This window comes from Brotaphodocola sp. (genome assembly GCF_050873065.1).
Lineage (GTDB): Bacteria > Bacillota > Clostridia > Lachnospirales > Lachnospiraceae > Brotaphodocola.
This window is the reverse complement of record NZ_JBNMIC010000026.1, coordinates 1-12,288: the sequence shown is the minus strand read 5'-3', so window position 1 is coordinate 12,288 and position 12,288 is coordinate 1. Positions and strand designations below refer to the sequence as shown.

The 12,288-nt window shown below is 49.8% G+C and carries 11 protein-coding genes and 1 pseudogene; 7 read left to right on the top strand and 5 right to left on the bottom strand.

Annotated elements, in window-relative coordinates; genetic code table 11:
- The first annotated feature begins 22 nt into the window (after positions 1-22).
- The 4 genes and pseudogenes from ACR0QE_RS08335 to ACR0QE_RS08320 all read left to right on the top strand — a co-directional run bounded on the left by ACR0QE_RS08335 (position 23) and on the right by ACR0QE_RS08320 (position 2,662).
- On the top strand, positions 23-793 hold the full coding sequence (locus tag ACR0QE_RS08335) for a metal ABC transporter ATP-binding protein (protein WP_432627905.1): 771 nt from the start codon (positions 23-25) through the stop codon (positions 791-793).
- Positions 780-1,583, top strand: coding sequence for a metal ABC transporter permease (locus tag ACR0QE_RS08330; protein WP_432627904.1), 804 nt, complete (start codon positions 780-782; stop codon positions 1,581-1,583). Before ACR0QE_RS08335 ends, ACR0QE_RS08330 begins: the two co-directional genes overlap by 14 nt.
- 89 nt (positions 1,584-1,672) lie before the next feature.
- Positions 1,673-2,206: pseudogene (locus ACR0QE_RS08325) on the top strand (DNA-deoxyinosine glycosylase); the annotation flags it as partial.
- A 162-nt stretch (positions 2,207-2,368) separates the two neighbouring features.
- Positions 2,369-2,662 (top strand): metal-sensing transcriptional repressor, encoded by a 294-nt coding sequence (locus ACR0QE_RS08320; RefSeq protein ID WP_432627930.1) that lies wholly within the window; start codon positions 2,369-2,371, stop codon positions 2,660-2,662.
- Position 2,663: 1 nt separating this feature from the next.
- Here ACR0QE_RS08320 and ACR0QE_RS08315 read toward each other — a convergent pair whose 3' ends face one another.
- From ACR0QE_RS08315 to nikB, 5 genes are all read right to left on the bottom strand, one after another.
- Entirely contained in the window at positions 2,664-3,671 is a 1,008-nt protein-coding gene (locus ACR0QE_RS08315; RefSeq protein ID WP_432627903.1) for an ABC transporter ATP-binding protein, read from the bottom strand.
- A 113-nt stretch (positions 3,672-3,784) separates the two neighbouring features.
- Positions 3,785-4,567: an ABC transporter ATP-binding protein gene (locus ACR0QE_RS08310; protein WP_432627902.1), complete on the bottom strand. Its 783-nt coding sequence runs from the start codon at positions 4,565-4,567 to the stop codon at positions 3,785-3,787.
- A gap of 54 nt (positions 4,568-4,621) precedes the next feature.
- On the bottom strand, positions 4,622-6,259 hold the full coding sequence (locus ACR0QE_RS08305; protein WP_432627901.1) for an ABC transporter substrate-binding protein: 1,638 nt from the start codon (positions 6,257-6,259) through the stop codon (positions 4,622-4,624).
- A 135-nt stretch (positions 6,260-6,394) separates the two neighbouring features.
- Positions 6,395-7,279 carry a nickel transporter permease gene (nikC, locus tag ACR0QE_RS08300; RefSeq protein WP_432627900.1) on the bottom strand — a complete coding sequence of 295 codons (885 nt, stop codon included), beginning with the start codon at positions 7,277-7,279 and terminating at the stop codon, positions 6,395-6,397.
- A 143-nt stretch (positions 7,280-7,422) separates the two neighbouring features.
- On the bottom strand, positions 7,423-8,367 hold the full coding sequence (gene nikB / locus ACR0QE_RS08295; protein WP_432627899.1) for a nickel ABC transporter permease: 945 nt from the start codon (positions 8,365-8,367) through the stop codon (positions 7,423-7,425).
- Between the two features lie 267 nt (positions 8,368-8,634).
- Between nikB and ACR0QE_RS08290 the strand changes: the two genes are divergently transcribed.
- The 3 genes from ACR0QE_RS08290 (at position 8,635) to ACR0QE_RS08280 (ending at position 12,044) form a co-directional block, all read left to right on the top strand.
- The gene (locus tag ACR0QE_RS08290) at positions 8,635-9,186 is read left to right on the top strand and encodes a hypothetical protein (RefSeq protein ID WP_432627898.1); all 552 of its coding nucleotides are present in this window, start codon (positions 8,635-8,637) and stop codon (positions 9,184-9,186) included.
- A 102-nt stretch (positions 9,187-9,288) separates the two neighbouring features.
- The gene (locus ACR0QE_RS08285) at positions 9,289-10,815 is read left to right on the top strand and encodes a right-handed parallel beta-helix repeat-containing protein (protein WP_432627897.1); all 1,527 of its coding nucleotides are present in this window, start codon (positions 9,289-9,291) and stop codon (positions 10,813-10,815) included.
- A 338-nt stretch (positions 10,816-11,153) separates the two neighbouring features.
- Positions 11,154-12,044 (top strand): phosphoribosylaminoimidazolesuccinocarboxamide synthase, encoded by an 891-nt coding sequence (locus tag ACR0QE_RS08280; protein ID WP_432627929.1) that lies wholly within the window; start codon positions 11,154-11,156, stop codon positions 12,042-12,044.
- Positions 12,045-12,288: the final 244 nt, after the last annotated feature.

The following is a 12,288-nucleotide window of genomic DNA, read 5'->3' as shown; positions in this document are numbered from 1 at the left end:
AAATGCAGAAAGGATTTTCGTCATGGAAATGATTAACATATCAGACATCAGCTTTTCCTACGGAAACAGCCCGATTCTGGATCATGCTTCTCTCCATGTGTCAGAGGGACATTTCGCCGCACTGATCGGTTCAAACGGTGCCGGAAAGAGTACCCTGATGAAACTGATGCTCGGTGAAATGCGTCTCGGGAAAGACAACGGAAGCATTCAGCTGATGGGGCAGGACATCCACCAGTTTAAAGACTGGAAAAAAATCAGCTATGTTCCCCAGAACGGCATGGTTTCCTACCGGGATTTTCCGGCCTCCGTCGAGGAGATCGTGATGGCAAATCTCTACTCCCAGATCGGTCGCTTCCGTTTCCCCGGAAAGAAAGAGAAAGAACAGGTCTACAATGCTCTGTGCCAGGTCGGCATGGAAGATTACCAGAACCGCCTGATCGGCCGCCTCTCCGGAGGACAGCAGCAGCGCGTCCTGCTTGCCCGCTCCCTCGTCAATCATCCTCAGCTTTTGCTCCTCGATGAGCCGACTGCCGGAATTGACGAACAGAATACCAACGAATTCTATCAGCTCTTGCAGCGCTTAAACCAGAAGCGTGATATGACGATCCTCATGGTCACCCACGACCTCCAGTCACTGCGCGATCTCGCGGACGACGTATGGCTGTTGGAGGACGGAAAGACACGCCTGCTTGCCCGCGAGGAAGTTCCGGGTAATGAGAACCCGGAAAATGAGAATCCAGGGAATAAAAGCGAAAATCTGAAAAAGGAGGAAGCCGCACATGGAAATCTTTGAGTATGCCTTTATGCAGCGCGCTTTTATCGTCGGAATTCTTCTCGCAATCGTGATCCCGTGCATCGGAATTGTCGTCGTCTTAAAGCGTCTCTCCATGATCGGAGATGCGCTCTCCCACGCCTCCCTCGCAGGAGTCGCCGGAGGTCTTCTGATCGGCATCAATCCGGTCGCAGGAGCCGCTGCCGCCTGTATCCTCGCCTCCCTCGGCATTGAGGCGATCCGCAGAAAAATCCCGCGCTACTCCGAACTTTCGATCTCCATCATGATGTCCGCTGGAGTCGGTCTTGCCGGTGTGCTCTCCGGTTTTGTCGGAAATGCCGCCAACTTCAACAGCTTTCTTTTCGGAAGTATCGTGGCAATCAGTGATCTGGAGCTCTACCTCGTCACCGGTGTCAGCCTCGCCGTTCTTCTGACTTTCCTGCTTCTCTACAAGGAGCTGTTTTATATTGCCCTCGATGAGCGCAGTGCCCGCCTTGCCGGAATTCCGGTCTCTGCCGTGAATTTTGTTTTCACGATTCTGACCGCAATCACCGTTGCAGTCGCTGCCCGCACCGTCGGCGCCCTGATCGTATCTTCGATGATGGTCATTCCGACTGCCTGTGCCATGCAGCTCGGAAAAAATTACTGGCAGACACTCCTCTATGCCGTTGGTTTTGATGTTCTCTTCATGATTATCGGTCTGTTTGCCGCCTACTATCTCGGTCTGAAGCCGGGCGGTACGATCGTCCTCGTCGGAGTCATTCTCCTGATTTTGATTTTAACTGCGAAAAAGATCATGAAAATCGAATAAGGAATCAGATAGCAGAGACGTAGAAAGCGCAGAAATCAAAAATAGAGAAAGAGATAGAAAAAGAAATGTAGAAAGAAAGGAATTGCATCATGAACACTCATCAAAAAACGACACAGCCTGCAATTCCGGATTATCCGGAACCTGGATTCACCCGGGTCTCCCACACGTTTGCTCCTGTCTGCGATGAGCACTCAGAGATCTTGATTCTCGGCAGTTTTCCGTCCGTCAAATCAAGAGAAAATCAGTTCTACTACGGTCATCCGCAGAACCGTTTCTGGAAGCTGCTCGCACGACTTTTTGATGAGGCAGTTCCGACGGACATCTCAGAGAAAAAATCCCTGTTGCTCAGACACGGCATTGCACTCTGGGATGTCATCTCCTCCTGCGATATCAAGGGATCAAGCGACAGCAGCATCCGGAATGTTGTCCCCTGCGATTTAAAGCAGATCCTCGATCAGGCTCCGGTCCATACGATCATCGCAAATGGAGATACCGCATTTCGGCTCTACAATCGCTACTGTGAACCTCAAACCGGCATTGCGGCAGTCAGATGTCCCTCCACCAGTCCGGCTAACGCCGTCTTCACTTTGGACCGCCTTGCAGACGAGTGGGGAAAATATCTGTGCCCGCAGGACTCCTCTCATCCTCTCACGCCGCTGCACACGGATCCTGCCCACGCCGCTTCCCCGGTTCATACCTATGCGCATGCTCATCCTCATACACATCCTCATCCTCACGCGCATGCTCTTACGGATGTCGAAGCGGATCATGCTCACGAACCGGCGTTGGAAAATATCCACGCCCACTCTCATACCCACTCTCACAAAGAGACAAAAAATGAGCTGAATCGAATCGCAAAAATCATCGGTCACATGAATGCGATCAAGACCATGGTCGAGTCCGGAAGAGATTGCAGTGAGGTCCTGATCCAGCTCGCCGCAGTGGATGCCGCAATCAAGAGCTTAAGCCGTGTGATTCTGAAAGATCACATTTCCACCTGCATTGTCGATGCCGCCCAGCATGGGGATCAGACAGCTCTCGAGGAGCTGAACCGGGCAATCGATAAGTTTATAAAATAGTTTATACGATAGGAGATCTCTTCCGACAGGCAACGAAATGTCCGGGGCTGACTTGTCTCAGCTCGGGGCATTTTTTTCTGCATTCCTCATCTGCCCATTCACATCTCGCACAGAACAAACAGCCCGTTCTTCCCTGCTTTTCATTCTCGTCAAAACCACCCTCCGGCAAACAGAACCTTACATCCTCCTCCGGCAAAAACGGAATCGGTTTATCCGGCTCATCATAGATAGAAAAAACGGAATCAAGAAGCAGTCTTGTGTATGGGTGAAGTGCCTGCCGCCGCAGATGATCTCCGCTCAGCCACTCCACAATATTTCCGCGGTACATCACGGCAATCCGATCTCCAAAATTTTCTGCAAGGGCAAGATCATGGCAGATGAAAAGGACACTGCATCCACTTTCCTCCACATGCTCTCGAATCAAATCCAAAATCTGCTTCTGAACGGAGACGTCAAGCGCACTTGTCGCCTCATCACAGATCAGAAGCTGGGGATGAAGGGCAATCGCTCTCGCAACGCAGATTCTCTGGAGTTCTCCACCCGAAAGCTGATGCGGACGGCGCCTCAGATAAGTTTCATCAAGTCCGACTCTCTGAATCGAATAGCGAACCAACTCGTCCGCCTCCCTCCTGCTCTTACGCTCAAAGCAGACCCACGGTTCTCTCAGAAATTCTCCAATTGTCATGCGCGGACTGATGACATGCCCCGAATCCTGAAAGACCATCTGTACCTGTCTTCGATACTGGCGGAGCTCTTCGCCGCGCAGATCAGGCACATTTTTTCCGTTAAAAAGAATCCTCCCGCCTGTCGGCATCTCAATTCCGGCAATCATCCGGACAAGTGTGCTCTTTCCGCATCCGGACTCTCCGACCACCATCACCCGTTCCCCGCGGTTCATCGTCAGACTGAGATTTTCCACTGCGCAGATCCGTTTTCTGTTCTCCAGCTCAAACACCTTGCTCACGTGATCCACACAGAGCATTTCTCTCGTCCCTGTCTCTCTTTCCATCGCTCTTTCTCTTTCCGTCTTCCTCATCTCCTCCGCTCTTCTTTTCTCTCAAAAAATACTTATACTAAGTAAATTCCTTTAAGGGACAGAATGGCACAACTTCATCTTCTTTCTCATGGCTCAAGTTCCGGAACAGCCGAGAGCAGATATCTTGTGTATTCATCCTGCGGATTGCAGATCACCTGCTGTCTCGTGCCATACTCTCTCTGCTCTCCGTTTTTCATCACAACAATGTGATCCGCCATCCGTGACGCAACACCGATATTGTGCGTCACAATCAGAATTGTAGTCTTAAACTGCCTTCTCATCTCAAGCATTTCCCGGACAACCTGAGCCTGTACCGTCACATCGAGCGCACTTGTCGGCTCATCGGCAAGCAAAAGTTCCGGCTCAAGACTCATCGCCATCGCAAGTGCCACTCTCTGCTTCATTCCGCCGGAAAGTTCAAACGGATAAGACTCAAGGACACGTTCCGGATCGGAAAGGTGAAGGCGCTCGAGCATTTCGGCAGCGCGCGCAGCATGCTCCTTTCTGCTTCCCGGAAGATGGTATCTCATCATCTCCAGATACTGACTTTCTATCTTTCTTCTCGGATTCAGATACTCCCCTGCATTCTGAAATACCATCGCAATCTTCCGGCCCCGGATCAGCCGCATCTCCTCACGGCTCTGTGTGGCCAGATCCGTTCCATCATAAAGAATTTTTCCTCCGCTGATTCTTCCGCCTGCCGGAATAAGGCCCAGAATGGCCGCCAGAAGCGTTGATTTGCCGCTCCCGGACTCTCCGACCACCGCAGTGATTTCTCCCCTCTCAACGGCAAAATCTGCGTTTCTGACGACCTCTGGCTGCCCCGGATAATCAATCGACAGATTCTGAATTTCCAAAATACGTTTCACTCTCGCATCCCCTGTTATTTTCCACCGTTATTTTCCGGTTTGACTTTTTTCGTGTTATTCTGCCACTGTAATATCTTTTGTGATAAAGTAATAATCTGCCACCGGCTGGACTGCCTGTTTTACCTTCGCAGAAGAAACCATGTTCAGATAAGAATTTGTCAGATAGAGATTTGCCGCATTCTCATTGAGTTCTTCAGATGCCTCGCCTGCCAGACGGTAGCGCTCCTCCTGATCAAATGTCTGGTTCATCTGTGCGACAATCTCATCGATCCTGTCATCCTGAAATGAAGTCAGATTCTTTTTTCCGGATGTTCCAAGTCCCGTGTACATCGTCTCAAGCCAGATCTGCGGATCCCCCGTCGGTGCAGAGTTATCATTTCCTGTATAGAAATCAAAATTTCCCTGAGACTGATATTCGGAAAGATTTTCCACTGACAGAATCTCCATCTGAATTCCCGCTTCCTTCAGGTCAGACTGGACTGCCTGCGCAAGAATCGCCGAATCTGCCGACCCGTGATCTGCCGCCTGAAGATAGTGCAGGGTGAGCTTCGATCCGTCCGGCATCTCCCGGATTCCATCTCCATCGACATCGAGGTATCCCGCCTCATCAAGAATCTGTTCTGCCTGATCCTTATCGTAAGAAAACGACCAGATTGCATCATTTCCAAAGGGTGTCGCATCCGAGTAAAGGCCATGCGCCGGGCTTCCTCCGATCAGTTCCGCATATGCATCCCGATTGACTGCATAGCTGACCGCCTGGCGAAGTTTCAGATCATGCAGAGGGCTTGTCTCAGCATGATTCATATATGCCACGTTGACACGCGGGCTGATGATCGAGGAGACCTGATAATCCGGGTTGTTTTCAAACAGCGTCGTGCTCGTCTGGTCAATTGTATTTGTCAGATCAATCTCCCCGGACTGAAGCGCCATCGCCCTCGCATCGGAGTCCGCAATCTGCGTCACCTCAATCTGGTCAAGCCCCGGCTTGCCATCCCAGTAATTCTCATTCTTCGCAAGCTCGACGCTCTGCTCCGACTGGAATTTTGCAATTTTATAAGGTCCCGTGCAGACCGGTGCAGTCTTTATCTGTTCCTCGCTCTGCGTCGTGTCAATGATGTCGAAAACAGGTTCAGCAAGATTGTTTAAAAGAGCTGCATTCGGCTCACTCGTCCGGATGGTCAGCTCCTGTCCATCCGCCTCGATCGATGCGATTTTCAGATATTCAGAAGCTCTGTCATTCATCGAGACCGCACGCTCAATCGATGCCTGACACTCCTGCGCCGTCACAGCCGTCCCATTGCTGAAAGTCACACCATCGCGGATATGAAATTTCCATGTGAGATCATCCACATTTTCCCATTCATCCGCAAGGCAGGCCTCCACTTTCAGCTCATCACTCAGGCGCACAAGCGTCTCACCGACTCCGAGGCGGGAAGTCACCCAGCCATTGTAATCATTTGCCGGATCAAGATCCGCACTGATCCAGAAAAATGCGACACGCAGGGTCTTCTCATTCTCAGCTGCCCCTTCCGCATTTTTCGCCTCTGCATTTCCACTGCCGTTTTGCACGCTCTGTGCACCATTTTGATTTCCATTCTGGCTGCCATCAGTAGAAGTCTGACCACCGCATCCGGCAAGTGCCAGACTCATAAGCATTGCCGTAAAAACCATTACCTGTTTTTTTCTCATCATAATCTAATTTCCTCTCTATATTTTTGATTCCGTAAATTTTACTATTTCTATTTTCTATGCTTTGCGCTTTACTTTTTTATTTGAGGATTTAAACTTCCGCCAGGGCGCCCCACAAAATCATTCCGTGAGCACGCCTCACTCCCACTCTTTCGGATCGAGGAGATCCCTCAGACTGTCTCCCAAAAGATTAAACACCATCACCGTCAGAAAAATCGCAAGTCCCGCAAAAATCATGATCCACGGAGCTGTCTGCAAATACGATTTTCCTTCATAGAGCATCGCTCCCCACTCCGGCGCTGGCGGCTGGGACGCGAGTCCCAAAAACGAAAGTCCTGCGAGGGAGAGCATCATTCCGCCCACATCGAGCGCAGTCATCACAATCACCTGCGGAAGAATATTGGGAAGTACATATCGAAGCAAAATCCCCGGCGTTCTCACCCCGCCAAACTGTGCCTGTATCACATAATCCTGATTTCGGATCACCGCTGTCATTCCCCTCGCCATCCTCGCATATTTCGTCCACCAGACAAAGGCGAGCGCCACAACTGTGTGGAGAAGACCGGGGCCGATCATCCCGACGATCGCAATCGCAAAAATTGTATCCGGAAATGCGAGCAGAACATCGGTTATGCGCATCAGCACCGTATCCAGAATTCCGCCAAAATATCCCGAAACAATCCCGATTGCAGTCCCAAGCATCACGACAATCGCAAGCATCAGAAAAACGAGTTTAAACGAATTTCCCGCCCCGCACAGCACACGTGACAGAACGTCCCGCCCCACATTGTCGGTTCCAAAAGGATGAAGCAGTGACGGCGGCATCAACTTCTGCGTAAAGTTTGTCTCAAGCGGATCATACGGTGCCAGCCGGTATCCCCCAAATGCCAAAAAGACCATCCCAAGTGCGAGAATTCCAAAACACACACAGCGTATTTTCTTTCCCTCTCTTCGATTTTCAATCCAGCTTTTCGTCTGGTTCTTCGTCTGGTTTTTTATTTGACTTTTTATCTTATTTTTCATCTGACATTCCATCCGGCTTTTCACTCACATTCCTGTTCACACTTATACTTTTTTCACTTATATTGCATTCATATTCTTACTTTTATATGTTTCTTATCTGGCCTATTCCTGCCTTATCATTTCACCGACTTTTTCTACTTCTTCTACGATTTTTTCTGCCGGCTCATGCGGATCTTCGGGTCAAAAAACTGGTAAAAAAGATCAACGAGCAGATTGACCATCACATAAATCACCGCCATCCAGATTACATATCCCTGAATCAGCGGGTAGTCCCGGACGCGAATCGCCTCAACAACCATATTTCCGATTCCCTGCCAGGAAAAAATCGTCTCGATAATCGCCGCTCCGCCGAGCAGTTGTCCGACTGACAATCCGATCAGCGTGACGACCGGAAAAACGGCATTCGGAAGCACATGACACAGCAGAATCACCGGCTCCGGAATTCCTCTCGCCCTCGCGCCGGTGACATACGTCTGACTGAGTTCCTCAAGAAACGCCGTTCGAATCTGCCTCGTATAATTTCCGATCATGGAAATCGAGAGCGCCGCTGCCGGAAGCACAATCCCGCGAAAATCATTGCTGCTGACCACACGAAACCATTTCAGCCGGACCGCAAACACATACATCAGCAAAAGCCCCATCCAGAAATTCGGCATCGAAATTCCAAAAAAAGAAAAAAATCGAATCAAAATATCTGCCGCCCGGTTTTTCTTTACTGCCGATAGAATTCCAAGCGGAAACGAAACTGCCATCACAATCACCATAGAAAATCCGGCAAGTTCCAAGGTGGACGGAAGCTTCTTCATCATCTGTGTAAGAACAGGTTCACTGAATTTCGAGGAGACACCAAGATCTCCGCGAAGTGCATGAAGAAGCCATCTTCCATACTGAACAAGAATCGGATCATTGAGTCCCATCTCCTGCCGTGTCTGTTCAAGCAGTTGTGGAGACGGCATCATTCCCATTGACACATATTTCATCTCAGCGGCATCGCTCGGCGCCATCTGTGTAATCATAAAAGTCAGAAACGTCACACCGAACAACACCGCAATCAGCTGAAGCAGACGTTTCGCTGTATACCTCGCCATCCGCACGCATCCTCCTGTTTCTCTGGTTTTTCTTTCCTTTTCGGTGAATTTTATCATATTTATTTTTAAGCGGACAAGCCTCCCAGGGGGATAGAAATTTCGAAGCAGCAAAAATTTTTTAAAATTAAAAATTTTCTTTTCTTTTTTCAGCTTCATTTTAACTTTCTCTGATAAACTTCATGACATCGAAAGGAAATTTCCTTCCGACAAGAAAATACCAGACAACCAGACAATGAATCTTCACATTCAGAAAGGATGGTAATGACTATGAGAAAACATGTAAAAGGACTTTTATTATGCGCTTGTGTTTGTTCCCTTGCTGCCGGTGCCGGCATCATCAGCTATGCCTCCACCACTTCTTCCAGCACGGAGAGCAGTTCCGAAACTCACACTCCGCCGGAAGATGATGGCAGTGTAATGGCAAAAATCGTATCCATCAATGGCAGCACCCTGACAATCTCAACAGCCGAAAAACCGGACAGAAAAAACGATCAGAAACCTGCCGACGGACAGACTCCACCGGAGAAACCAGCCGATGGTGAGACCCCGCCGGAAAAACCGGCTGATGGCGAAACTCCTCCGGAAAAACCGGCCGACGGTGAGACCCCTCCGGAGAAACCCGCTGACGGCGACAAGAACAACCGTCCGGAGATGAATTTCTCCAGCGATACCACGACTGTCACCCTGACGGATTCTACGGAAATCACAAAGGGACGTGATCACTCTTCGGCTTCCGCTTCATCTCTGTCCACCGATGATGTTGTGAGAATCGTACTCGACGGAACAAGCGTTGTAAAGCTCGATATCATGGGTGACTAAATGTCGGCTTGAACAATCAAATCCATGATTCCATGATTCATCAAACACCCGACAGAAAAAGATTTATCCAGTAATTATGCAACTCAGGTAGGAGGAAAATTTATGAAAAAAAATCGTGCATTTCTCTATATGCTTCTCGCAAGCAGTCTGATGGTGACTGCCTGCGGCTCAAACAAGGCTTCGGCAACTACCGCTTCCAGTGCCCAGTCACAGAATCAGGAAAACTCAGACCCATCCGGCAATCAGGCAGATCCGGGAAACGGAGAAAATGGCCCCGGACAGCCGGGAGAACCGGGTCAGAACCCGCCGGACGGCAAAGGGCCTGATGGCAATGGCGGACCTGGAGGTCCGGGCGGAAACGGGGGACCTGGAGGCCCGGGTGGTGGACAGTCCGCCCCGACTTCCTACACTGCAGTGACCGATCTGACAGAAAACACCTCGGAGAGCGGAAAGACCTACACCTCGACCGGAACCGATGAAAATGCGATCCACGTTTCTAATGGCGCAGAGGTTGCGCTGAGCGATTTCACGTTGACGCGAAGTTCCAGTGAAAGCAAAGGCGGGGACAGCTCAAGTTTCTACGGAATCGGAGCAGGCATCCTCGTCAGCGACGGAACTGCCATCCTGAAAAATGGTACGATCACCACGGACGCCAACGGAGCTGCCGGAGTCTTTGCATACGATAAGGGAAATGTCACGATTTCAGATTCCACAATCACAACCTCCGGAAATACTGCCGGAGGAATCCATGTCGCAGGAGGTGGAACACTCAAAGCGAGCAACTTGAATGTCACAACCTCCGGCGAATCCTCCGCTGCCATCCGCAGTGACCGCGGCGGCGGAACCATGGATGTCGATGGCGGAACTTACACCTCAAAGGGTACCGGATCTCCGGCTGTCTACTGCACCGCAGACATCACGATCAAGGGTGCATCCCTGACAGCCGAAGGTTCTGAGGCAGTCTGCATCGAAGGTCTGAACTCCCTGACGCTGACTGACTGCGACTTAACCGGCGATATTCCGGAAAACAGCCAGAATGACTGCAACTGGAACGTCATCCTCTATCAGAGCATGTCCGGCGATTCCGAAATTGGAAACAGCACCTTCTCAATGACAGGCGGAAGCCTGACTGCCAAGAATGGAGGCATGTTCTACACGACAAATACGGAGAGTACCTTCTATCTGAAAAATGTCGCCATCACTCCGTCCGCATCAAACGACTTTTTCTTAAAGTGCACCGGAAATTCCAATGCGCGCGGATGGGGAAAGAGCGGGGCAAACGGCGCTGACTGCACCTTCACCGCCGACACCCAGGCAATGAGTGGTGATGTGATCTGGGACAGCATCAGCACCCTTGATTTCCAGATGACAAATGGAAGCTCACTCACCGGCGCTTTCCTCCAGGATGACTCCAACGCCGGATCAAACGGCTCTGGCAAGGCAGATCTGACGATTGATGCAACTTCCACATGGACTGTGACTGCCGACTCCACACTGACCACACTGACCTGCAAGGGCACGATTCAGGGTGCCGACGGAAAGAGTGTTTCCATCGTTGGAACAGACGGAACTGTATATGAGAAAGGAGACAGCGCCTATACGATCACTGTGACATCCTACAGCAAATAAATAACAAATACACAACAAACATAAAACATACCAATCCTCAAAACTCTCTATCATCATAATGATACGCGGGACGCAGATCTCTCACTTCTGCATCCCGCTTTTTTATAAATTTTCTCCCTCCTCTCCCCTCATCTTCCTCTTTCCATACAATTTCCCATACAAAAAACCGAATAAAGTCATAAAAAAAATTAATAAGTATTTTTAATAAAAGGCTTGCGTTTTATTTGTTTTTTGTATATCCTATATAGGAACGAAACAAACAACGCAGAATCCCATGTCTGACTGACATGGTCATTCATACACAGACACCCCGGCTCCGCTTTTCGGAATGACCGGAAATACATGCACACAGAGAGGATACGAAGATGAAACCTGTTAAAGAAGGAAAGGTACGCGAAATCTATGACAATGGCGACAGCCTGATTATGGTGGCAACTGACCGCATCAGCTGCTTTGATGTGATTCTTCATAACACAGTGACAAACAAGGGCAAGGTTCTGACTCAGATGTCCAAGTTCTGGTTTGATTTCACAAAGGATATTCTTCCGAACCACATGATCACCACCGACGTCAAGGAAATGCCGGAGTTCTTCCAGACTCCTGAGTTTGACGGCAAGACGATGATGTGCCGGAAGCTGAATATGATTCCGCTTGAGTGCATCGTTCGCGGTTACATCACCGGAAGCGGCTGGGCAAGCTACAAGAAAAACGGTACCGTATGCGGAATTACTCTTCCGGAAGGTCTTCAGGAGTCCCAGAAACTGCCTGAGCCGATTTTTACTCCGTCCACCAAGGCTGAGATCGGAGACCATGATGAGAACATCTCCTACGAGCAGAGCATCGCTCATCTTGAGAAGTACTTCCCGGGCAAGGGTGAGGAGTATGCTTCCAAGGTTCGCGACTACACCATCGCACTTTACAAGAAATGTGCAGACTACGCTCTGAGCCGCGGTATCATCATCGCAGATACCAAGTTCGAGTTCGGTCTCGATGAGGAAGGCAACATTGTCATCGGCGATGAGATGCTGACTCCGGACAGCTCCCGTTTCTGGCCGGCAGAGGGCTACGAAGTTGGTCATGGTCAGCCGTCCTTCGACAAACAGTTTGCCCGCGACTGGCTTACTTCCAACCCGGACAACAACTGGACTCTCCCGGATGAGATCGTCCAGAAGACCATTGACAAGTATCTCCAGAGCTATGAGATGCTGACCGGTGAGAAGCTGAAATAAGTATTATTTCTCATGCTCATCCAAAGAGCGTCAACTTGAAATTCACAATCAAAAATGCCCCGGCGGAGAATCCCAAATTTCTCTACTGGGGCATTTTCATATTGGCTCTATGTCAATAGTTGGGGTGGGATCCTTTGGAATCCCGCCTAATTATTGACTTTAGAGCCATTTTAATGATGAGCTCTAAACGTCCTGTTTTTGGGCATGCCAAATAAGCCTCCCTCATTTACCGACCATTTTAACT

Excerpts from the sequence above, each read along its gene's own strand:
- ACR0QE_RS08335 (WP_432627905.1), top strand. The coding sequence starts at position 23 with ATGGAAATGATTAACATATCAGACATCAGCTTTTCCTACGGAAACAGC.
- ACR0QE_RS08330 (WP_432627904.1), top strand. The coding sequence starts at position 780 with ATGGAAATCTTTGAGTATGCCTTTATGCAGCGCGCTTTTATCGTCGGA.
- ACR0QE_RS08315 (WP_432627903.1), bottom strand. The coding sequence starts at position 3,671 with ATGGAAAGAGAGACAGGGACGAGAGAAATGCTCTGTGTGGATCACGTG.
- ACR0QE_RS08305 (WP_432627901.1), bottom strand. The coding sequence starts at position 6,259 with ATGATGAGAAAAAAACAGGTAATGGTTTTTACGGCAATGCTTATGAGT.
- nikC (WP_432627900.1), bottom strand. The coding sequence starts at position 7,279 with ATGAAAAATAAGATAAAAAGTCAAATAAAAAACCAGACGAAGAACCAG.
- nikB (WP_432627899.1), bottom strand. The coding sequence starts at position 8,367 with ATGGCGAGGTATACAGCGAAACGTCTGCTTCAGCTGATTGCGGTGTTG.
- ACR0QE_RS08290 (WP_432627898.1), top strand. The coding sequence starts at position 8,635 with ATGAGAAAACATGTAAAAGGACTTTTATTATGCGCTTGTGTTTGTTCC.
- ACR0QE_RS08285 (WP_432627897.1), top strand. The coding sequence starts at position 9,289 with ATGAAAAAAAATCGTGCATTTCTCTATATGCTTCTCGCAAGCAGTCTG.